Origin of the sequence: Pseudomonas sp. OST1909, assembly GCF_015277575.1 — a bacterium.
GTDB classification, from domain to species: domain Bacteria; phylum Pseudomonadota; class Gammaproteobacteria; order Pseudomonadales; family Pseudomonadaceae; genus Aquipseudomonas; species Aquipseudomonas synxantha_A.
In genome coordinates this window covers 5,785,130-5,807,695 of sequence record NZ_CP063780.1, presented here as the reverse complement: position 1 = coordinate 5,807,695, position 22,566 = coordinate 5,785,130, and the positions used below count along the sequence as shown (strand labels likewise).

Below are 22,566 nucleotides of genomic sequence, written 5' to 3'. Positions count from 1 at the left end.
TATTTTGTAACTACATTTGTACCCACCTTGTCCAAGGTCTCGTGCACTGTTATGGGACCTATCATCCCAAGGCGACGACGTGTATTGCAGATACAGCAGAACTCAATCTTTTGAATACAGATTGGGGTTTTATGCTGAAAATTTTTCAAAAAAAGGCCAATCTGTAACTTCTTAAGCGACAGATCAGAAGCTACAGTCGGGCCTATGACTCTATACCTGAACCTCGCCGAATTCATCAGCAGCCGCATCGAGCAGGGCCTGTACGGGCCCGGTGAGCGGTTGCCATCTGTACGCACCCTCAGCCATGAGCACGGCGTCAGCCTGACGACCGTGCAACAGGCCTACCGTGTATTGGAATGTTCGGGGTTGGCGGTATCGCGTCCCAAGTCGGGCTATTTCGTGCCGTCGGACCGGCGCGTGGCGCCTTTGCCGCAGATGGGCCGACCCATCCTGCGGCCGGTGGACATTTCCCAGTGGGACATGGTCCAGGAACTGATACGCCTCGATCAAGGCGCCGGTATCGTGCAACTGGGGTGCGGTATGCCGGACATCAGCGTGCCGACTCTCAAGCCGCTGCTGACCGCCATGGCCCGTATCAGCCGGCGCAGCGACAACACCAGCCTGCAATACAGCCACATCCAGGGTGTATTGGCCTTGCGTGAACAGATCGCCCGGCTGTCCATCGATGCGGGTGTTCGCCTGACCCCGGCCGACCTGATTGTCACCAGCGGCTGCCAGGAGGCCCTGTCCACCGCGATCCGCGCGATTTGCGCGCCCGGCGATATCGTGGCGATCGCCTCGCCGAGCTATTACGGGATGATGCAGATCCTCAAGGCGGCCGGTCTCAAGGCGCTGGAGATCCCCAGTGACCCGGTGACCGGCATCAACCTGGAAGCCCTTGAGATGGCCCTGGAGCAGTGGCCGATCAAGGTCATCCAATTGACCGCCAACTGTAACAACCCCATGGGCTACATCATGCCCGACGAGCGCAAGCTCAAGCTGATCCGCATGGCCCAACGCTTCGACGTGCCGATTATCGAAGACGATATCTACGGTGATCTGTCGCATCGCTATCCGCGGCCACGCTCGCTCAAGTCCTTCGATGAAGACAACCGCGTGGTGTTGTGCAGTTCGTTTTCCAAGACCGTGGCCCCTGGCCTGCGCGTCGGCTGGATCGCCCCGGGGCGTTACCTGCCCCAGGTGCTGCATATGAAGTTCATCGGCTCTGGCGCCACCGTCACCCAACCGCAATTGGCCGTGGCCGAATTTATCGCCAAGGGTAATTACCAGTTGCACCTGCGGCGTATGCGCAAGCAATACAAGCGCAACGGCGATCTGATGAGTGAATGGGTCAACCGCTATTTCCCGGCGGGGACCCGCGTCAGCCAGCCTCAGGGCGGCTTTACGCTGTGGGTCGAATTGCCCGGGGAGTTCGATACCTACGCCCTCAACCGACTGTTGGAAGCGCAGGATGTGCAGGTGGCCAACGGCAATATTTTCTCGGCAGCGGGAAAATACCGTAATTGCATCCGGCTGAACTTCGCCAACCCACCCACCCGCAAGGTCGAGATGGCCGTGCAAAAGGTCGGGCAAACCGTTGGCCAGTTGATACAGATGGAGTTGGAGAACCCCCTCACCGCGCAACAATGGCAGCCTCAGCCCTCTGCGTTTTGATCGGCTGTCTCCACGATTGAGCCGTGCGGTCCAGGTGGCCACCCATCACGCCAATAGAACGCTTGTTGTAACAGGGCGGTATTTGTTCTCATGGGTCATAAGATTTAGGCTGTAGCCCTCTCTAAAAAGAAGGACAGCAGCGATGACCTGGTCTGCCAAGCAGTACACCCTGTTCGAACAACAGCGCACTCGCCCGGTCCGTGACCTGGTGGCGGCGATTCCCGAAACCGACGTGCGCACTGCCGTCGACTTGGGCTGCGGGCCGGGCAACTCCACAGCGGTACTGGCCGAGCGCTTTCCCCAAGCGCGAGTCACCGGCATGGACAGCTCCGACGACATGCTGGCCGACGCCCGCGAGCGCTTGCCGGCGTTGAGCTTCGAGTTGGCAGATATCGGCGCCTGGAGTCCAGCACAAAAATTCGATGTGATCCTGGCCAATGCCTCACTGCAATGGCTGCCCGACCACGCCGGGCTATACCCGCACTTGGTCAATCAACTGAACCCCGGCGGTACGCTGGCGGTGCAAACCCCGGACAATCTCGACGAGCCCGCCCACCGGTTGGCCCGCGACGTTGCGGCCGACGGCCCATGGTCGGCGAAGATCGGCGCGGTCAAACACAATGAGCGGCATACCGCGAGTTACTACTACGAGTTGCTGAGCAAGCACTGCAGTACGGTGGATGTGTGGCGCACCACCTACCAGCACCCGTTGGCAGATCATGCGGCGGTGGTGGAGTGGTTCAAGGCGTCGGCATTGCGGCCCTTTCTTGCGCCGTTGACCGACGATGAAAAGGCCGCCTTCCTGCAGCAATACCAGGCGCGAATTGCCCAGGCTTATCCAGCCTTGGCCGATGGCACTGTGTTGCTGCCGTTTCCGCGCCTGTTCATCATCGCGACACGCTAACGTGATCGGCGTAAGTGGCGGTCACGCGGCCGCCGTTTGCGTCTGCAAGTATTCCTGCGCCGACATGATGCCCGCATAGCCAAATGCCAGGGATGCCATGAACGCCCCATGCACCTGCGGCGCTGGAATCACCTGGCCGTTGAATGCCTGATCGCGAGTAGCACAAGCGTCATGGATCACCGTGACCTTATAGCCCAGGTCCGCCGCCGCCCGCACCACGGCGTCCACACACATATGACTCATGCTGCCGACCACCACCAGATCGGTGATGCTGCGCTGCTCCAGCAACTCGCGCAGGTTGGTTTGGCGAAACGCATTCACAAAATGCTTGAGCACTACCGGTTCATCACCCTCGTTCAACACCTTGTCGTGCAAGCGGGCGCCGTCGGAGCCGGGCGTGAAGAAAGGCGCGTCGTCGCCTTCAAACTCATGGCGTACATGAATCACCGCATCGCCTGCCTGTCGAAATGCCTGTAGCACCTGCGCCGCCTTGTCCGCCGCGGCTTCTACGCCGTCAAGCGGCCACTTGCCCTGAGGGAAGTAGTCGTTCTGGATATCGATTAGGATGAGCGCTTGCTTGGCCATGTATGTTGCCTCCTGATGGGTTGATGGGCCCAGTATCTTAGCTGGCGCCGAGGTTGAGAATTGGCCGCACCGACAATAACAGGGGGAAAACTGACAATGGCCGTGGAACGCGCGACGCTCGAACTGGGTGTATTGATCTATCAGGGCGCGCAACTGGCCGCCGTGCATGGCCTGACCGACCTGTTTGGGGTCGCCAATCGCATCGCCGCCGAGTACCAATCTGCGCAACTGCCGCTGCTGCGGGTCAGCCACTGGCAGGTGGACGCCCACGGCACGCCTGCGCGCGTGTTCGACAGCGACCCAGCGCCGGCCCAACCGATGATGGCTCTGCTGGTACCGCCGTCGATTGGCGAGTTCACCGAAGACCAGGCGCCGCCGGCACTGCTGGAGTGGATCCGCCAGCAGCATGCCGCTGGCACGGTGCTTGGTGGTGTGTGCATTGGCTCGATCATGTTGGCGCGTAGCGGTCTGTTGGATGGGCGCAGCGCCACCGCTCACTGGTCGTCCTCGGAATCCTTCGCAGCCCGTTACCCGGCAGTGCGCCTGGAAGCGGATAAACCCATCGTCGATGACGGCGACCTGATCACCACCGCCGGGCTGATGGCTTGGTCCGAACTGGGCCTGCGCCTGGTCGACCGGCTGATGGGTCCCAGTGTCGCCGCCGACACTGCGCGTTTTCTGGTGATCGAACACAGCGACAGTGCCCGCCAGTGCGCAAGCAACTTTGCGCCGATCCTCAGGCATGGCGACAGTGCGATCCTGAAGGTCCAACATTGGCTGCAAGCCAGTGGCGCAGTGGATGTTTCGGTGGCGGCGATGGCGCAGGAGGCAAACCTGGAAGAGCGCACGTTTTTGCGCCGTTTTCGCAGTGCGACGGGGCTTAAACCCACCGAGTACTGCCAGCATCTGCGGGTCGGCAAGGCGCGGCAGATGCTGGAGTTCACCAACGGCACGATCGACCACATCGCCTGGACCGTGGGTTATCAGGACCCCAGCGCTTTTCGTGCAATTTTCAAGAAGATTACTGGCTTGACCCCCAGCGACTACCGCACCCGGTTTGGTGTTTGAATCGTGCAGAACGCAGGGGATTTGGGGCATCGTCGTGCAGAATAGAGCAGGCTAACTGCCATCGCTTTTAGTGCAACTCATTGATTTAAGAAACATCCCTCACAAAGCGGCGTTGGCCTGATCCCTGCAACTTTCCCACCACACACATGGCGGGATAGCCAAGGGGGACGCATGACCCCGACAAATCGCAACAAATTGGTGGTCGCACACTCGACGCGCGAAGGTGCGCCATTGCATGAGGTTGAAACCAACCGCGCATTGGCCCGCTGGCTGGCGCAGATATTGGGGCTCAAGTTTGGTGGCAGTTACGACCCCCAGATGCACGCCGGTCGCGAGCTGTACCTGCTACCCACGCAAACTCTGGTCGGTCCCGCCCTGGCGTTGACGCTTGACGTCAGAGGGCCGCGAGATTTGTGGGGAGGCTATGTCGATCACGATTTCATTTGTACCAAAGCGATCAGCCACGGCCTGTTGAGCCCTGAAGCAAAGGCACCTGAAGGTTGGTCGCCGATCTTCTGCGAGCGCGTACGCGACGTTGTGTTGGATGGCTTGAGTGTGTTCGCCCTGGAAGACGCCAAGCCCGCCGCCGCGCGCTTGCTCTATAGTGGCCCGATCCGTATGAAACCGGTGCACGCCTGTGCTGGACGGGGCCAGGAAGTTATCCACAGTCTCGATGAGTTCGACGCGATAGTGGCGCGTCCTGACGCCGCAAAGTTGTTCAGCGCCGGCGTGGTGCTGGAACAAGACCTGCACGACGTGGTTACCCACAGCGTGGGCCAGAGCTTTATCGGTGAGCACGTATTCAGCTATTGCGGCGAGCAATACCTGACCCAGGACGGGCAGGGCGAGGAGGTCTACGGCGGATCCAACCTGCTGGTCGTGCCCGGCTACTATGAAGACTTGCTGCAATTGGCCCTGCCTGACGATGTGCGGCAAGCCATCGAGCAAGCCCGGGTTTTCGATAATGCTGCCGACGAAGCCTACCCGGGGTTCTACGCCTCGCGGCGCAATTACGACATCGCCCAGGGCCTGGACAGTAACGGCCAGCGCCGTAGCGGCGTGCTCGAACAGTCCTGGCGCATGGGCGGGGCCAGCAGCGCGGAAGTCGCGGCGCTGCAGAGTTTCATCAACAACCCGAGCCTCAAGGCCATCCGCGTGTCCTCGGTGGAAACCTACGTGGATCAAGCGCTGCCGGCGGATGCCATTGAGGTGTACCGAGGCCCCGCCGAAAACAGCGACTTTCTTCTCAAGTACGTGACGGTTCAATCTTATGACGGCTAGAAGCGAGAGCATCAGTATCGATGTAGATGACGAACAGATGAGTGGGACATTCCTCAGCCCCAAGTCCAAAGTGCCCGGCGTATTGTTTGTGCACGGTTGGGGCGGCAGCCAGGAGCGCGACCTGGACCGCGCCAAAGGTATAGCGGGGCTGGGTTGCGTATGCCTGACCTTCGACCTGCGGGGGCACGCCGGCACCGGCATTCCCTTATCGCGCGTCACCCGCGAAGACAACCTGCGCGACCTGCTGGCCGCCTACGACCGGCTGCTGTCCCACCCTGCCATCGACACCTCGGCAGTGGCGGTGGTGGGCACCAGCTACGGCGGATACCTGGCGGCGATTCTCACTTCGTTGCGCCCGGTGCGTTGGCTGGCGCTGCGGGTGCCCGCGCTGTACCGCGACCAGGAATGGCTCAAGCCCAAGCGCGAGCTGGATAAAGCCGACCTGATGGATTACCGCGGCACCTTGGTGCGTGCCGAAACCAACCGTGCCCTGCACGCCTGCGCGCAATTTACCGGTGATGTGCTGATTGTGGAATCGGAAACCGACGACCATGTGCCCCATGCCACCATCATGAGTTATCGCGCGGCGTGCCAGCAGACTCATTCCCTGACCCACCGCATCATCGACGGCGCGGATCATGCGTTGAGCGACCCGGTGTCGCAACAGGCCTATACCTCGATCCTGGTGGACTGGATTACCGAAATGGTAGTGGGTGAGCGGTTGAGCATTATCCAATCCCGATAGACGTTAAGCGGGTGTCTTCTTCACCCGCAACGCCTTGGCCTTGGCCTCCACCCCCAGGTACATCACCAACGCAATCAGCAATGGGCAAATAAAGTAGATTGCCCGATACGCGATCAACCCGGCCAGCAGACTCCCGCGCGACGCCTCATGCTGCAACAACCCGATAAACACTGCCTCCAACACCCCAAGCCCGGCGGGTATATGGGTAACCACACCGGCAATCGCGCTGATCAGCAACACGCCCAATACCAGCGGGTAATCGAGTTTGGCGGGCAGCAAGGTAAAAATAACCGCTGCCATGAGTGACCAGTTCAAGGCGCCCAGGGCCAGTTGCAGGCAGGCCATGCGCAGCGACGGCAAATTGATCTCGATGCCGCGGATCGACCACGCACGTTTTTTCGAAAACCGGCACGCCGCCAGGTAACCCAGGCTCGCGATCACCAGCAACACGCCCACACCTTGCAGGGCGCCGGTGCTGAGCTTCCAACCTGGTGGCAGGGTGACCAGCCCGCTGCTGAACACTACCCCGGCCAAGGCCATATAGCCGAACCAATTGGTGGCCAGGCTCAGGCCGAGGATCTTGGCGATATTGCTGGTGCTCACCCCCAATCGCGAATACAGCCGGTAACGCATGGCGATGCCGCCGACCCAGGCGCTCAGATTGAGGTTGAACGCATAACTGATAATGCCCACCGGCAGGATCTGCTTCCAGCGCAGGGGCTGGCGAATGTAGGTCCGGCCGATCAGATCGAAGCAGGCGTACACGATAAAACTGCACAGCGTCAGCGCGCCGGCGATCAGCAATGTGCTGACTTTGAAGTCGCTCAACGTCTGCAGCACTTCGCTCCAGTCGATGCGCCGGGCAAGCAGGGTGAAGAGCACGATCAGCAGCAGGAAGAACGCAATGGTCAGGGGCTTCTTCCAGCGCTGGAACCGTGAGCCGTTTTTCTCAGACGTCATGGGCCGGACTCTCAATGGGTTTCAAACGCGGCTTGTGTGCCGGCAACCAACTCGCCAGCGCGGGAAAGTGGCGCATGACATGGAACACCAGAAACCCCACGGTCAGGCGCCACAACCACAGACGCGGCTTGCGCTTGGCCGGCATGGTCTGGCAATGGTCTCGTGCCAGGGCTTCCAGGCTCTGGTACAGCTGCTGGTTGAAGGCGCGGTCACGAATCAGCACGTTGGCTTCCAGGTTCAGCGCCAGGCTCAGCGGGTCGAGGTTGCTTGAGCCCACGGTGCTCCATTGGTCGTCCACCAGCGCCACTTTGCCGTGCAACGGGCGTTGGCAGTACTCGTGAATCACCACGCCGTCCTTGAGCAGATAGTCGTAGAGCATGCGCGCCGCCAGCTTGGCCAGCAGCACGTCGGGCTGGCCTTGCATGATCAACTGCACCTGCACGCCACGGCGCGCTGCGTTACGAATCTCGCGCAGCAAGCGATAGCCGGGGAAGAAATAGGCATTGGCAATTACCACCCGCTGCCGGGCCTGGCTCAAGGCGTGGATATAGGCTTCTTCGATGTCGTCGCGATGCTGGATATTGTCGCGATAAATCAGGCGCACCCGCCCGTCGCTGTGCTCGTCTGCCCATGGCGAAGGCCGTTGCTGGCGTCGGCGCCAACCTCTACGGGTGCGCACCTGACGGCCACTTTGGGCGAGGGCGAAGTGGTGCAAGTCGGCCACTGCCGGGCCGATGATCTGTACCGCGTAATCCTGCTTGGCTTCGGGGCCGAAGTCCCCCAGGTGATCAGCGGAAAAATTGATCCCGCCGATAAACGCCACGCTGGCGTCCACCACCACGATCTTGCGGTGCAGGCGACGAAACCAGTTGGTGCGAATGCCGAGGGTTTTGGATGCCGGGTCAAACATCTGCACGATCACGCCGGCTTCAGCCAGTTCGCGCAGAAAGGCCGGGCTCAGTTCGCCGCAGCCGAAACCGTCAAGGCTGACCACCACCTTGACCCCGCGTTGCGCCGCTTCGATGAGAATGCCTTGCAGCTCATGACCGACCTTGTCTTCAAAGAGGATGAAGGTCTCCAGCAGGATTTCCCGCTGGGCGTCGCGCATGGCCTCGAACACCGCGGGAAAATAGGCCTCGCCATTTTCCAGCAATTGCACGCGATTGCCGCTCTGCCAGCCGTAGTCTAGGTCGCGGGCCTTGCTGTCATCCGGCGGCTGGTCGGTGGCGATATGTTCTACCGCAATGTTCATAACTCAATCTCCACCGACAGGGGCACATGGTCTGACAGGTGCGACCACGGCCGCGTGGTGAGCACGCGCGGGTTGTGGATGGTCAGGTTGCGCACATAGATGCGATCCAGCGGCAGTAACGGCAGGCGCGCCGGGAACGTACGCGCAGGCTTGCCGTGGGCGTGGATGAACACCTCCTGCAGGCCGCTTTGACTCAGGTCGGCCTTTTGCCGCCAGTCATTGAAATCGCCGGCGACCACCAGGGGCGCATCCGCCGGGATCTGGCCAATACGCTGCTCAAGCAAGCGCAGTTGCTGTTGGCGATGTACCTCGCGCAAGCCCAGGTGGATGCAGATGGCATGCACCTCGCGTTCGCCGTCCGGCAGGCGCAGCACACAATGCAGCAGGCCGCGGTTCTCATGGCCGCTTTGGGAGATGTCGAGGTTGTCGTAACGGATTATCTGGAATTTTGACAGCAGCGCGTTGCCATGGTCGCCATGGGGGTAGACCGCATTGCGACCATAGGCAAACTGCGGCCAGATGCTGTCGGCGAGAAATTCGTACTGCGGCATCTTCGGCCAGTCGCTATAACGCTGGGGATGGCGCTCGTGGGTGCCGTGGATCTCTTGCAGGAACACCATATCGGCACCGACGCTGCGCACCGCTTCGCGCAGTTCGGGCAGGATGAAGCGTCGATTCAGGGCAGTGAAGCCTTTATGGATATTCACCGTCAGCACGGTAAAACGCGTGATGGCGGCGGTGGGGGGCACGGGGATCAGCTCGGGGTGAGTCATGGCAGCACTCCCGGTTCCGGCAACTGCCCGGGTGCTGTGAGCAGGTGCTTGTCCAGCCCGAAGCGCTGCAACAACTGGCGCGCATCGAAAGGCGCGCGCACCTTGATGTCATTGTCGAAAAAACAGAACACGTCACGCTGTTTGCGCACGCGGGGTTTGCGTTGCGGGGCGACAAGGTGCGCATCCGCCGGTTGTTTGCCGTGGGCCCAGCGCTCGATACGGTCACCCCAGCGTTTGAGCGCCTCACTGGTATAGCCACTGGCGTAAAGCTGTTTGTCGCCGTGTAACCGCAGGTACATGAAGTTGGCGGTGACGTCTTCGATATAGGGCCACTTGCCGGCGGTGTCAGCCACTACGAGGGCAACACCGTACTTGTCCAGCAGCTGCACAAACTCCGGTACCGCAAAGCTCATGTGGCGAATTTCCACGGCATGGCGCAAGGGTTTTTTGCCATAGGCTTTCATGCTTGCCTTGCCGTTCAGACGCGGCTCGTGCTGGCGGGCGAGGGCGGCGGCCTGTTGGGTGTTGGTGGGTAAATCGGCCAGGAAGGCTTCGAACAGCGCGGCGTCGAATTTGAAGCTGGGCGGGAACTGCCAAAGGATGGGACCGAGTTTTTCTTTGAGCTCCAGCACCCCGGAGGCGAAGAAATTGGCCATGGGCTTGTGCACCTCGCGCAAGCGCAGGATATGCGTGACATAGCGTGGCGCCTTGACGCTGAACATGAACCCCTCAGGCGTATCGGCGTACCACTGCGCATAGCGCTTGGGGGTTTGCAGCGCATAGAAAGAACCGTTGATTTCAATGCTGCTCACGGCGCGTGACGCAAACTGCAACTCGCGTTTCTGGGTCAGCCCGTCGGGGTAGAAGTCCCCGCGCCAGGGCGTGTAGCGCCAGCCGGAAATGCCGATATGAATCGCCGCCATGGTTGCTCCTGTGGAGGTGGGGTGCGTTATGGGATGACTGCGATATTTGGCTGAAAGTTTCCACGTTCCTACAGACGGTACGGGGTGCGAAATGTGGGAGGGGGCTTGCCCCCGATAGCCATGGGTATCTACACAACTCTGACGTAGCAACCATCAGTAATCACGATGCGAAGCGAGCCGCTCTTGATCTGCTTTTGATCTTGATCTTAGGCGCCCCGTTAAACCACGCTGGCCGGAATTCGACAGGGATTTGGGGGGTAAACCGGCAGGGATGCCGGTTTAGCCGCCCCGCGCCATGGATGGCGCGTGGCGGCGGCCCCCCAAATCCATGGCGGATTACGGGCACACCGAGCCTGAGCGAGGTGCCGAGTGGTGGGGCGAAGGCCTTTTGCTTACTTTTGGGCCTCTCCAAAAGTGAGTCGCTGTAAGAGCGAAACCATAAGCGGCCGTTACCGCAGCAACGGATATGTACTCGGTCTGATCCAACATCCTGGTCGGCTGTCAGGCCGCCTTCGCAGGCAAGCCAGCTCCCACATTTGGATCGCGTCGCATCATTTAGATAGTCGGTGGCTGTCAGGCCGCCACGGGAGCAAGCTCCCTCGCCACAGGTTCAGGGCCATGCCAAAGTTGTGTAGATACCCATGCCCCGATAGCGGTGCATCAGTCATGAAGTTGTTGACTGACAGCCTGCTATCGGGGGCAAGCCCCCTCCCACAATTTGAATCACATGCCCGTAAACGCAGGGAACGATCAAGGCTCAAACCCGTCAGTTCCTTACAGACCCTTCTGAAGGAGCCCGCTGTTTTGCTGAATTTAAAGACTGCATTACTGCTAGGGGCGCTGCTGTTCTGCGGCAGCGGCGCATTGCAAGCCGCGGCCACCGCGCCTGAGCCCGACGCGGCGGCCAAGCCCGAGTTGCTGGTGGAGGGCGGCCTGCTCGGGGCCATCAGTTCCAGCATTGATGATGTGCAGCAGAAGCTCGATCTGAACCAGAACTTTATCGACGAGTGGCGCCTGCGGGCCGACCGGGCCGCGAATGAAGTCGGGCGGCTGGTCGACCAGACCGCCGCACGCTCGCCATGGAGTGTGGCCGGGGATTTCCTGCTGTTATCCGCCGTTTGGGTGGGTGCTTTTGCGCTGCTGACGTTACTGGGGCGCTTTATCGTGCGGCGCTTGAGCCTGCGCGCCTTTTTCCGCCGTCGGGCCCGCTTGCTGGGCGTGCTGGGGTATGTAGTGCCTTACACCATCCCTGCGGTTATCTGCCTGCCATTGACGCTGTATGTCAGCCATTTTCTCGCCTCTTCCGTAGGACGGGCACTGGCGCTGTGTTTTGCCTACGCCACCAGTAGCGGCATTTTTTCCACCTCCATGCTGCTGTGCGTGATCGTCATGTTCAATGTCGGCCACAAGCGCCCGGCGGTGCAGATCATTCGCGACTATTGCCCCAAACCGCTGTTCCTGATCGGCTTCCTTGCCGCCCTCAGCGACGCGCTCACCAGCCCGCAGATCGCCCGGCAGCTGGGCGGCAACATCACCAGCAGTGTTGCGGTGTTTACCGGGCTGTTTGCGACGGTGATCTTCGGTGTGCTGGTGGTTCGCCTGCGTCGCCCGGTGGCGCATTTGATTCGTAACCGGCCGTTGGCGCAGCGCCTTAAGCATCCGGCGTTGCAGCAATCGCTGCGGGTATTTTCCGGGCTGTGGTACTGGCCGATCCTGTTGATGGTACTGGTCTCGGCGATCAACTTGATCGGTGCCGGCGACGATAATCAAAAGGCCCTGCGCTGTGCCTTGTTGACCACCATCCTGCTGATCGGCACGGTGTTTCTCAGCACGGTGCTGCAACACTTGTTCAAGTCGCGCAGCCAAGTGGCGATACAGCGCAGCAGTGCCTACAAGGAGCGCTTTCTCAGCCTGTTGCACGCGATATTGCGCATTGTGATGGCCATCGCTTTTATCGAGATACTGGGGCGTATCTGGGGCGTGTCGCTGTTCGAGTTTGCCCAGCGCAACTCAGTGGGCCGGGCGATCAGCGATTCCCTCAGCAGTATCGGCCTGATCCTGCTGATGACGTGGCTGTTCTGGGTGGTGCTCGATACGGCGATTCAGGAAGCGCTCAAGCCCCCGGTGATCAAACGCTCCAGCCGCCAGCCCAGTACGCGGGTCAAAACCATCCTGCCGCTGCTGCGTAATGCGGTGAAAATCATTCTGGTGGTTATCTGTGCGATCACCACCATGGCCAATCTGGGCATCAACGTCGCGCCGTTACTCGCGGGTGCGGGGGTGGTCGGCCTGGCGATTGGTTTTGGCTCCCAGCAGCTGGTGCAGGACGTGATCACCGGCCTGTTTATCATCATCGAAGACACGCTCTCGATCGGCGACTGGGTGGTGCTCGATTCCGGCCACGCCGGTACCGTCGAGGGCCTGACCATCCGCACCCTGCGCCTGCGCGACGGCAAGGGCTTTGTGCATTCGGTACCGTTCGGGCAGATCAAGGCGGTCACCAACCAGTCGCGCCAATTCGCCTATGCGTTCTTCTCGGTGCAGTTCACCTACGACACCGACGTGGACAAGGCCGTGGAGCTGATCCGTGAAGCAGGCCAGTCGATTCGTGACGACGTGTTCCTCAAGTACAACCTGCAAGGGCCACTGGAAGTGTTCGGCGTGGACAAGATGGACCTCAATGGCGTGGTGCTCACGGCGCAATTCCGCACGGTATCGGGTGGGCAATATGCGGTGAGCCGGGCGTTCAATCAGCGCTTGAAGAAGCTTGTGGATAACTGTGATGAGGTGCACTTCGCGCAGACTTATCCACAGCAGGTGTTGTTGCCCAAGCGTGTGGCGCAGGAGGATGAGCCGGAGGCCGAGCAAACCAGGCCGCAATGATGAGAGTGGCTGTTCCGGCCCCATCGGGAGGTCAGCGCCTGATCAACTTCTCCTGCACTGCCTGCTGATCCATCTCCAGCAACACCTGCTGCTTGCCGGCGACCATCACCGCCGCCGGCAGCCCGTCGCGATATACAATCCGATTACCGCTCACCGCCGGCACTTTGGCCCCCGGTAGCAGCGTGCCCACAAGGTTCAATGGATCCGCCCCGCACACCGCGATCAAGCTCCCGTCATGTGCCCGCCGCCGCACCTCGCGCAGCAAGGGTATCGCCTCCGGCAACGCAAACTGTTCGCCCGCCAACCCACTGACAAACCGCCCGCCACGAATCTCCCCGCGTGCCTCCAGCCGATGGAAGGTGCGCAGCAATTCACGCCAGCTCGGCAACCAATCCGCCTCGCGCTCCAGCAAGCGCCAGAACACCACGCCGTAACGGCGCAGCAGGGTCATCGCCACATGCTCCAGGGTCTCGGCCGAATGTGGGCCGGCGGCGCTGGCGGAACGGCGGACCAAGGCCCAGCGACCGGCATCATCCATGCCGCCGACAAACGCCCCGCGCCCACGTCGACTGCTGCGGGCCTGGCGTTTGCTGGCGGGCGTGGTCAGGGCGCGCAGCCCGGCGAAGCTGTCGGCATTCACCAGGCCGGCGCCTACCAGTTCCTGCAAGGCTGTCTCCAGCTCGCTGCGCAGCAGGTGGGCCTCGTGCACCAGTTCATCAAAAAACAAGGCGCCGTGTTCGCGCAGGGACGAGTGGACTTTCTGCGCCTTGGGCGACAGCGTGGTGCTGTCGGTGGGCTCGGTCAGCCCGCTCCACAACGCTACCTGGCTACGGGGGAGCAAAACCACCGGGGTGCTGCGCAACGCCATGGCGCCGGCCTTGTTGCTTAAGCGCGTCCATACCAGCTTGCCGCTGCGGCACAGGTCATCGAGCCAGGTCGATGAATAATCCTTGATGCGCGCGCTGAGCAGGTCAGTGTCCCAGGCCGACGTGGCGGCGGCATAGCCTTCGAGTTGGCTGACTATCTGCGGCAATACGGCGCTGCCCTGGCCGCGGGTGCTGTCGGACAGGTGCTGCCAATCGAACAGAAAGCGCATGAAATCCTGCAATGCCACCGGCTCGATCTCCCGGCGCAGGCGCTTGACCGTGTAGCGATGAATGCGCGCCAGCAAGTGACGTTCGCACCATTGTTCCTGCGTGGCCCCGGGGCTGAAGTGCCCGCGCAGTACGTAGCCCTCCTGCTCCAGGCGCGCCAGGGCCTGAGTGATTGCCGCCACGGGCAGCGCCAGGGGGGCAGCGATTTCGACCAGGTTCAACGGGCCAAAACCACTGAGGCGCGCACGCAGTACTTCTAACAGTGCTTCGTCAAACTCCCAGGGCTCGTCGAACCCGGGCAGCAGTGGCAAATCGTTAGGGTAGAGCGCCTGCAAGCAACTCAAGCGCTCAACGGCGACCCACATGCCGTTGTGCAACTGACAGGCTCGCCCGGCCTTGGCCAAGGCGTGCAGCCATGCGGCCCATTGCGGCGCAACTTCAGGGGCTGCGATGCACGCCAGGCTCATCAGCGCTTCATGCATTTCATCCACGCCATTGGGCGCGGGCCAGGCTTCTTCGCGAACGCCGGCGATGGCCTCGGCATCCAGTGCGCCCAGGTCGTCGGTGCTCTGCGGGTCGCTCCAGCGTCGGTTGAGTACGGCCTGGGTGCGGCGCTCTTCCAGCGGGGCGTCGTCGAGAAAGGTGTAGGGCTTGGCGCTGAGAATTTCCGCGGCCATGGGCGAAGGGGCTGGCAGGTCGCGGCTGATCAATCGGACTTCACCGCGTTCCATGCGCCGCAGCAGTGCCAGCCAGGCTTCACTGTCCATGGCTTCATGCAAGCAATCGTCGAGGGTTTGTTCCACCAGTGGGTGATGGGGGATTTCGCGCTCGCCGGCGAGGTTTTCCAGGCAGGCGATCTGGTCCGGAAAGACGCTGGCGATCAGGTCTTCGCTCTTCATGCGCTGGATCTGCGGCGCCACCTTGCGCCCGCCGGTGTAACGCGGCAACGCCAGGGCCACGCCGGCATTCCAGCGCCAGCGCACGCCGAACAGCGGCGCATCCAGCACGGCCTGGATCAGGAGGTGTTCAGCACTGTTGCTGTTGAGGTAACGCCACACCTCATCCAAGGCAAAACTGTGGCTGGTGGACAGCGACAGCACGATGGCGTTTTCGCTGGCCGCCGCTTGCAGCTCGAAGTTGAAGGTGCGGCAAAAACGTTTGCGCAACGCCAGGCCCCAGGCGCGGTTGATGCGGCTGCCAAACGGCGTGTGGATGATCAACTGGGTGCCGCCGGATGCGTCGAAAAACCGCTCCATGATCAACGTGTCCCGGGAGGGCAGGGCGCTCAAGGCCTGGCGCGACCGGGCCAGGTAATCCAGCAGTTGTTCGGCGCTGGCACGATGCAGGCCCAGGGTGCCGGTGAGCCAGTCGAGGGCCGGTTGCAGGTCGCCGGGCGTGGCACCCAGCAAGCTGTCGATCTGCCCTTGCAAGCGCGCCACGGCCACCGACAACTCGTTGCTGCGCCCGGGCGCTTCGCCCAGCCAGAACGGGATGGTCGGCGGTTGGCCATGGGCATCCTCGACGCGCACCTTGCCCGCTTCGACCCGCAGGATGCGGTAAGAGGTATTGCCGAGTTGGAAGATGTCGCCGGCGATGCTTTCCACCGCGAAGTCTTCGTTGACGCTGCCGATGTTCAGGCTCTGGGGCTCCAGCAACACGCTGTAGTCGGCGTTGTCCGGGATGGTGCCACCGCTGGTGACGGCGGTGAGCCTGGCACCGCGGCGGCCGCGCAGGGTGTGGGTCACGGCGTCACGGTGCAGGTAGGCGCTGCGGATACCCTGGCGGCCGTTGTAGCCCTCGCTGAGCATCTGCAACAGGGCCTGGTAGTGGCGCTCATCCAGCTCGGCGTAGGGCGCAGCGCGGCGGACAAGCGCCAGCAGCGCCTGTTCCGGCCATTCACGGGCGCTGACTTCGGCAATGATCTGCTGGGCCAGCACGTCCAGCGGCGCCACTGGAATATGCAAGGTATCCAGCTCGCCACGGCGTACGCAGTCGAGCAACGCGGCGCATTCGATCAAGTCGTCACGGGTGGTGGCAAACAGGCGCCCTTTGGGCGTACCGCCGACCTGGTGCCCGGAGCGGCCGACGCGTTGCAAAAAGCCATTGATCGAGCCGGGTGAGCCGATCTGGCAGACCAGATCCACCTCGCCAATATCGATGCCCAGCTCCAGGGACGCGGTGGCGATCAGCACTTGCAGTTCGCCGGCCTTGAGCCGTTGCTCGGCGTCCAGGCGCAGTTCCTTGGCCAGGCTGCCATGGTGGGCGGCCACGGCGGTCTTGCCCAGCCGCTCGCTCAGATGCCGGGCCAGGCGTTCGGCCAGGCGCCGGGTGTTGACGAAAATCAGCGTGGTGCGGTGTTCGCGGGCCAATTGCGCGAGGCGGTCATAGACCAGGGCCCACACATCGTTGGCCATCACCGCCGAGAGCGGCACTGGCGGCACTTCGATATCCAGGTCCCGTGGGCGCGCATGGCCGATGTCGACGATGGCACACTTACGGTCGGTGCCGACTAAAAACCGCGAGACCGCTTCGATGGGTTTTTGCGTGGCTGACAGGCCGATACGGGTCAATGGCTCGGCGCACAGCGCTTGCAGGCGCTCCAGGCTCAAGGCCAGGTGGCTGCCGCGCTTGCCGGCGGCGATGGCATGGATCTCATCGACGATCACCGTGCGCGTGCTGGCGAGCATGTGTCTGCCGGAATCCGAACCCAGCAGCACATACAGAGATTCGGGCGTGGTCACCAGGATATGCGGCGCGCGCTTGCGCATCTGTGCGCGGTCTTTTTGCGGGGTGTCGCCGGTGCGTACGGCGGTGCGGATCACCAGCGGCGGCAGGCCGAGCTTTTCAAGTTGCTCGGTAATGCCGGCCAGCGGGTTCTGCAGGTTGATCTGGATGTCGTTGGACAGCGCCTTGAGCGGTGACACATACACCACCAGGGTCTCGTCCGGCAGTTGCCCGCCGTTGGCCAGGCCTTGGTGGACCAAATCGTCGAGTACCGCCAAAAAGGCCGTCAAGGTCTTGCCCGAGCCGGTGGGCGCGGCGATCAGCGTTGACCGCCGCTGGCGGATCAGCGGCCACGCCTGGGCCTGGGCGCCGGTCACCGAGGGGAAGGTGCTGCAAAACCAGGCACTGACGGCGGGGTGAAAACCGTCCAGTGCGCTGGCCGTTGATTCGGGAAGGTTCATGAAGTGATTGATGCCACCTGCTCCAACAAGTTGCAAACACGTACTTTATCCGTGACGGTTGCGCTACAAACCCGCAAAATGCAACGATTCTGGCAACTACCTACGGCAAGGCGCACACGCCTGTCGATAATAACCATCGTTCCAAACAGACCGGGCCTGCTCAATCTATGCGAATGCGCCTTATGTTACTGGGCGGCGGGAATGCCCTCGGGCAGGCGCTGATTCGCCTCGGTGCAGAGGAAGACATCGGTTTCCTCGCCCCCAAACCGCCCCAAGACGGCTGGGATGCCGCGAGCCTTACCCAATTGCTCGACGACACCCGTCCCGATGCATTGATCAACCTCGCCTACTATTTCGACTGGTTCCAGGCCGAAACCGTGAGCGAAACCCGCTTGGCCGCCCAGGAGTTCGCCATCGAACGCCTGGCTGAATTGTGCCAGCACCACAGCATCACGCTGCTGCAACCGTCCAGCTACCGGGTGTTCGATGGTTCCCGCGCCACCGCCTACAGCGAAAAAGACGAGCCGGTGCCCCTGGGCCTGCGCGGCCAGGCGTTGTGGCGTATCGAGCAGAGCGTGCGCGCCACTTGCCCGCAACATGTGCTGCTGCGATTTGGCTGGTTGCTCGATGACAGTGTCGACGGCACGCTCGGGCGGTTCCTGGCCCGGGCCGAAAAGCCCGATGAACTACTGATGGCCGACGACCGTCGTGGCAACCCGACGCCGGTAGACGATGCCGCACGGGTGATTATCTCGGTGCTCAAGCAGCTTGATTGCGCGGCGCCGCTCTGGGGCACCTATCATTACGCCGGGCATGAGGCGACTACGCCGTTGGCGCTGGGCCAGGCGATTCTGACCGAAGCGCGCAACTTCCACCCGCTGGCGATCGAGTCGCCGACTGCCCAGGCCCATGCGGCCCGGCCGGATGCGGCAGAGGAACCGCAGCACGCGGTGCTGGCCTGCAAGAAAATCCTGCATACCTTCGGCATCAAGCCCAGGGCATGGCGGGCGGGGCTTCCGGCGTTGCTGGACCGGTTCTACCGCCACAGCTGACACGCTACAAAACCAAATGTGGGAGGGGGCTTGCTCCCGATAGCGATGGGTCAGTCCATGAATCTGTTGACTGACACTCTGCTATCGGGAGCAAGTCCCCTCCCACATGGGTTATGCAGTGTTGCTTAGAACTTGTAGCCAATACCCACCATGTAAACCATCGGATCCACGTCCACATTGACCTTGGCCCGAGTGCCCTGGCCCAGCGCATTGTTATCCACAGTCGCCTTGGTGCTGATGTCGATGTAGCGCGCCTGGGCGTTGATCATCCAGTTGTCGTTGATCATGTAGTCGGCGCCGATCTGTGCGGCCCAGCCCCAGGAGTTTTCGGCCTTGAAGTTGCTGAAGCCGGCTTGTTGAGCGCGACCGCCGACGTGTTCGTCGTAGATCCAGGTGTAGTTGATACCGGCGCCCACGTACGGCTGGAATGCCGACTTGTTGTCCAGCGGGTAGTACACGACGCTCAGGGTCGGCGGCAGGTGCTTGAGCGAGCCGAGCTTGCCGTTGGCGGCGCCCAGTGCGGTGTTCTTGAGTTTCACGTCATGCTCGAACGGTGTAGCGGCCAGCAATTCGATACCGACGTGGTCGGTGATCATGTAGGCGAAGTTCAAGCCCAGTTGGGTGTCGCTGCTCATGGTCGCCTTGCCGCCCAGGTTGGTGCCGGCCAGCGGGCCCTGGTCAACCTTGACCTTGCCGCTGTCGGCCTCCGGGTTGACGGTGATTGCACCGGCACGCACCAGAATATCGCCCGCCTGGTGAGCGTGTGCGACCGGGGCGACGAGGGCGAGCGCGAAGAGGGACGCGCCGAGCAGAGACTTGTTCATGGGAGCTCCAAAGGACGTTTAAAAGTTGTACGTCCAATGGTAAAGATCGTTCCGTTCGGTCTTTTGACTCAGCTCAATGAAAGGGTGATCAGCGCTACTCCTGCAGCTCGTACATGTAAATCTTCTCGGCCTCCATCTGGTAACCGGCGTCGGCCAGTTCACTCGACGACGGCTTGACCTGCATCGCGCCTTCGATCCAGTACGGCTGGTACAGCTCATCGAGTTTCACCCCGACTTCACTTTTCACATGCACGATCTGGTTCGACGGCGGTGGCGGCACATGGATGCACGCGCCGAAATACGGCACCAGCAGAAACTCGGTGGTGCGGCCTTCTTCGCTGACTTCCAGTGGCACGATATACCCCGGCAGGCGGATGTGCTGGCCGTCGAGGCTCTGCACCACCGGCGCGTTGGGCAGATCCTGCTTGGCCGCCGGCGCCGCCTCGACGGACAAGGCATCGGCCATGTTTGACAGGTCGTGCAGCGGCTTCATATTAGGCACTTCCGGTGGCGCATCCGGCGGGATCATTTCCTGCCAGGACAGGTCCTTGGGCTGTTCATCCGCCCACACGGGTACGGCCGTCAACAGCAACAGGGCAAACAGGGCACGACGCATCGAAGCCTTCCTCATAAACGGATGGACAGGCCATCGGCCAAAGATTGTCGATAGGCGCGCCACGCGGGCACGCTGCCCATCAACAGCGCTGCAGCGAGGATACCCGCCAGCAGGGTCCATTCATATTCGCTCGGCCAGGACATCGGCAGGTCCAGCCCGTAGTTGGCCTGCAAGTAACCACGGGAGGCGGCGATGCAGACATACAGCAGGCCCACGCCTGCTACCACACCGGACAAGGCCAGGGCGAAGGCTTCGAAGATCAGCAGGCTCGCGATATGCCAGGGGCGTGCACCCACCGAACGCAGAATCGCCATCTCGCGGCGGCGCTCGTTGAGGCTGGTGAGGATCGCCGCGAGCATGCCGATCAAGCCGGTCAGCACCACGAACAGCGAGATCACGAACAAGGCTTTCTCGGCGGTGCCCATCATGCTCCACAGTTCTTGCAGCGCCACGCCCGGCAGGATCGCCAGCATCGGCTCGCCACGGAATTCATTGATATCTCGTTGCAGGGCGAAGGTGGAAATCTTGTTGTTCAGGCCGAGCATGAACGCGGTGATGGCTTGCGGCGTCAGGTCCATATTGCGCGCCTGGTCGGCGCTGATGCGGCCTTTGCCCTGGGCCGGCACACCGTTGTGCCAGTCGACATGGATCGCCTCCATGCCACCCAGGCTGATGTGCAACGTGCGATCTACCGGCGTACCGGTACGCTTGAGGATGCCGACCACGGTGAAGGGTTTGTCGTCGTGCTTGACCAGGCTGACTACCGCCACGCCGTGGGCGAGTACCAACTTGTCGCCGAGCTTGTAATGCAGGGCGTCGGCGACTTCGGCGCCGAGCACCACTTCAAACGGGTCGGTGGCAAAGGCGCGGCCGCTGGCCAGTTCGAGGTTTTGCTTGCGCCCGTACTGGTAATGCTCGAAGTAGGATTCGTTGGTGCCCATCACGCGGTAACCGCGATGGGAGTCGCCGAGGGAAATCGGAATGGCCCATTTCACCTGGGGGCTGGCGGCGAAATGCTCAAAGCTGTCCCAGCGGATGTTGTTGGTGGCGTTGCCGATGCGAAACACCGAATACAGCAGCAGGTTGACCGAGCCCGAACGTGCCCCGACGATCAGGTCGGTACCGCTGATGGTGCTGGCAAAACTGTTGCGCGCCTCGACACGCACGCGCTCCACCGCCAGCAACAAGCACACGGAAAGCGCGATGGCGAAGGCAGTGAGGATCGCAGTAAAGCGGCGGTTAGCGAGGCTGGCCATAGCTAGACGAAACAGATACATCTCAAACCTCTGCGGGCGTGGCGGCGCGATTGAGTTCGGCCAGTGACAGGTTGCGGTCGAACAGTGACGCCAGGCTCTGGTCATGGCTGACAAACAACAGGCTGGCGCCAGCTTCACGGCATTCAGCGAACAGCAACTGGATGAACGCTTCGCGGGCGTCATAGTCCAGGGCCGAGGTGGGCTCGTCGGCGATTACCAGTTCCGGTTGGCCAATCAATGCACGGGCAGCGGCCACCCGTTGTTGCTGGCCGATAGACAGCGAGTCGGCGCGGCGCTCCAGCAAGTCCTTATCCTTTAAGCCCAGGTGCGCGAGCAGGGTCGCGGCTGCCTGGTCGACACTGCCATGGCGCTGCTTGGCCCGCTGCGCGCGCAGCCTGGAAAAGTGGCAAGGCAACTCGACGTTTTCGCGCACCGATAGAAACGGCAGCAGGTTGAACTGCTGGAAGATGTAGCCGGTGTGGTCCACACGGAAACGATCACGGGCGCCGGCCGAGAGTTCGGTCAGCTCCTGCCCCAGCAGGCGGATGCTGCCCTGGCTGGGTTTCTGCACGCCCCCCAGCAGCCCCAGCAGTGTGGTCTTGCCACTGCCGCTCGGGCCCTTGAGGAACAGGGTTTCCCCGGGTTCCAGGCGGAACGCGGGGATGTCCAGCAACTGCGGGTGACCGGGCCAGTTGAAGCCCAGGTCGGACAGTTCGATTAACGCTTGAGTCATGGGAAGTCAGTGTCGCCTGGTAGTCGAAAATGGCGCCGATCCACTGTGGGAGCTGGCTTGCCTGCGATGGCATCGCTACGGTGTGCCTGCTGCACCGCGTTGCCAGTATCGCAGGCAAGCCAGCTCCCACATGGACTGTGCTTTCAAGTCAGAACTTCAGGGTGGCGGCGGTGGCCGTCGCGTCAACACCTTGCTGACCGCTTGGGCCGATCAGTTGTACCTGAATTTTCTGCGTCGCAGGGAAGGTCTTGAACACTTGGCTCAGATCGAGGTTGCTCAGCGCCGTCGGCGTAGCACAGGTGAATTGGTAATGGGCGTGGATTTCGCTGTGGTCGTGATGGTGCTCGTGGGCGGCGGCGCCTTTGCCGTCGGTGGCGTGGTCATCGTCGTCATGGTCGGCTTCTGGTTTGTCACCGAACAGCGGGCTATTGAGTTCCTGGCTGCTGACCACACACCCTGCGGCCTTGGGCAGGTTGAACAGGGCCAACGGGTTCTCCAGTTGTTTGCGTACACCGGCGACCTTGGCTTTATCGGCGGCGCTGGTCGCTACATGCTCGAAACCCACCAGGTTCATGGCCGGGCTGTCCAGTTCAAGCTCAAGGGCCTTGCCATCCAGCACGGCATTGAGACGGCCGACCCCGTGTTCATGGACGCCGAGGCTGCCGTGCTCGTGGTCATGCTCTTCATGAGCGTGGGCAACAGCCAGTGGCAGCAGGGCGAACGGCAAAGCAAGCAGCAAACGGCGCATGGGAGGGCTC

18 protein-coding genes are annotated in these 22,566 nt (G+C 61.9%); 7 read left to right on the top strand and 11 right to left on the bottom strand.

Translation table 11 applies throughout. The features are described from left to right. The first annotated feature begins 204 nt into the window (after window positions 1-204). Window positions 205-1,674 (top strand): PLP-dependent aminotransferase family protein, encoded by a 1,470-nt coding sequence (locus IH404_RS25325; RefSeq protein ID WP_005791888.1) that lies wholly within the window; start codon window positions 205-207, stop codon window positions 1,672-1,674. A 142-nt stretch (window positions 1,675-1,816) separates the two neighbouring features. Next, a complete protein-coding gene (tam, locus tag IH404_RS25320) occupies window positions 1,817-2,578 on the top strand; it encodes a trans-aconitate 2-methyltransferase (protein WP_005791887.1) in 762 nt (253 codons plus the stop codon). 21 nt (window positions 2,579-2,599) lie between these two features. Here the strand turns inward: tam and IH404_RS25315 are convergent, their stop codons facing one another. Continuing rightward, window positions 2,600-3,163, bottom strand: a complete 564-nt coding sequence (locus IH404_RS25315) for a cysteine hydrolase family protein (RefSeq protein ID WP_194439368.1) — start codon at window positions 3,161-3,163, stop codon at window positions 2,600-2,602. Window positions 3,164-3,259: 96 nt separating this feature from the next. Here IH404_RS25315 and IH404_RS25310 point away from each other — a divergent pair, with 96 nt between their 5' ends. The 3 genes from IH404_RS25310 (at window position 3,260) to IH404_RS25300 (ending at window position 6,257) form a co-directional block, all read left to right on the top strand. Next, the gene (locus IH404_RS25310; RefSeq protein WP_005791885.1) at window positions 3,260-4,231 is read left to right on the top strand and encodes a GlxA family transcriptional regulator; all 972 of its coding nucleotides are present in this window, start codon (window positions 3,260-3,262) and stop codon (window positions 4,229-4,231) included. A 171-nt stretch (window positions 4,232-4,402) separates the two neighbouring features. Further along, window positions 4,403-5,512, top strand: a complete 1,110-nt coding sequence (locus IH404_RS25305; protein ID WP_194439366.1) for a DUF3182 family protein — start codon at window positions 4,403-4,405, stop codon at window positions 5,510-5,512. Further along, window positions 5,502-6,257: an alpha/beta fold hydrolase gene (locus tag IH404_RS25300; RefSeq protein ID WP_005791883.1), complete on the top strand. Its 756-nt coding sequence runs from the start codon at window positions 5,502-5,504 to the stop codon at window positions 6,255-6,257. The genes IH404_RS25305 and IH404_RS25300 overlap by 11 nt, the downstream gene beginning before the upstream one ends. A 3-nt stretch (window positions 6,258-6,260) precedes the next feature. Here IH404_RS25300 and IH404_RS25295 read toward each other — a convergent pair whose 3' ends face one another. The 4 genes from IH404_RS25295 to IH404_RS25280 are packed head-to-tail and all read right to left on the bottom strand — an operon-like array spanning window position 6,261 to window position 10,165. Continuing rightward, entirely contained in the window at window positions 6,261-7,217 is a 957-nt protein-coding gene (locus tag IH404_RS25295) for a lysylphosphatidylglycerol synthase domain-containing protein (RefSeq protein ID WP_005791882.1), read from the bottom strand. Further along, entirely contained in the window at window positions 7,207-8,469 is a 1,263-nt protein-coding gene (gene clsB, locus IH404_RS25290; RefSeq protein ID WP_194439364.1) for a cardiolipin synthase ClsB, read from the bottom strand. The genes IH404_RS25295 and clsB overlap by 11 nt, the downstream gene beginning before the upstream one ends. Then, the gene (locus IH404_RS25285; protein ID WP_194439362.1) at window positions 8,466-9,242 is read right to left on the bottom strand and encodes an endonuclease/exonuclease/phosphatase family protein; all 777 of its coding nucleotides are present in this window, start codon (window positions 9,240-9,242) and stop codon (window positions 8,466-8,468) included. The genes clsB and IH404_RS25285 overlap by 4 nt, the downstream gene beginning before the upstream one ends. Continuing rightward, on the bottom strand, window positions 9,239-10,165 hold the full coding sequence (locus IH404_RS25280; protein ID WP_194439360.1) for a DUF72 domain-containing protein: 927 nt from the start codon (window positions 10,163-10,165) through the stop codon (window positions 9,239-9,241). Before IH404_RS25280 ends, IH404_RS25285 begins: the two co-directional genes overlap by 4 nt. An 804-nt stretch (window positions 10,166-10,969) precedes the next feature. On the opposite strand from IH404_RS25280, the gene IH404_RS25275 reads away from it, so the two are divergent. Then, window positions 10,970-13,048 (top strand): mechanosensitive ion channel family protein, encoded by a 2,079-nt coding sequence (locus IH404_RS25275; protein WP_194439358.1) that lies wholly within the window; start codon window positions 10,970-10,972, stop codon window positions 13,046-13,048. Window positions 13,049-13,079: 31 nt separating this feature from the next. Here the strand turns inward: IH404_RS25275 and IH404_RS25270 are convergent, their stop codons facing one another. Then, the gene (locus tag IH404_RS25270; protein ID WP_194439356.1) at window positions 13,080-17,327 is read right to left on the bottom strand and encodes a DEAD/DEAH box helicase; all 4,248 of its coding nucleotides are present in this window, start codon (window positions 17,325-17,327) and stop codon (window positions 13,080-13,082) included. 167 nt (window positions 17,328-17,494) lie between these two features. Between IH404_RS25270 and IH404_RS25265 the strand changes: the two genes are divergently transcribed. Further along, entirely contained in the window at window positions 17,495-18,379 is an 885-nt protein-coding gene (locus tag IH404_RS25265) for a sugar nucleotide-binding protein (protein WP_005791871.1), read from the top strand. 125 nt (window positions 18,380-18,504) lie between these two features. Here IH404_RS25265 and IH404_RS25260 read toward each other — a convergent pair whose 3' ends face one another. The 5 genes from IH404_RS25260 to IH404_RS25240 form a co-directional block, all read right to left on the bottom strand. Continuing rightward, a complete protein-coding gene (locus tag IH404_RS25260) occupies window positions 18,505-19,203 on the bottom strand; it encodes an OmpW family outer membrane protein (RefSeq protein ID WP_005791869.1) in 699 nt (232 codons plus the stop codon). Window positions 19,204-19,297: 94 nt separating this feature from the next. Beyond that, on the bottom strand, window positions 19,298-19,819 hold the full coding sequence (locus tag IH404_RS25255; protein WP_122733053.1) for a DUF3299 domain-containing protein: 522 nt from the start codon (window positions 19,817-19,819) through the stop codon (window positions 19,298-19,300). Window positions 19,820-19,830: 11 nt separating this feature from the next. Then, window positions 19,831-21,096 (bottom strand): ABC transporter permease, encoded by a 1,266-nt coding sequence (locus tag IH404_RS25250; protein ID WP_194439354.1) that lies wholly within the window; start codon window positions 21,094-21,096, stop codon window positions 19,831-19,833. A gap of 1 nt (window position 21,097) precedes the next feature. Further along, window positions 21,098-21,808 carry an ABC transporter ATP-binding protein gene (locus IH404_RS25245; protein ID WP_194439352.1) on the bottom strand — a complete coding sequence of 237 codons (711 nt, stop codon included), beginning with the start codon at window positions 21,806-21,808 and terminating at the stop codon, window positions 21,098-21,100. 148 nt (window positions 21,809-21,956) lie between these two features. Then, window positions 21,957-22,556 (bottom strand): DUF2796 domain-containing protein, encoded by a 600-nt coding sequence (locus IH404_RS25240; protein WP_005791862.1) that lies wholly within the window; start codon window positions 22,554-22,556, stop codon window positions 21,957-21,959. Window positions 22,557-22,566: the final 10 nt, after the last annotated feature.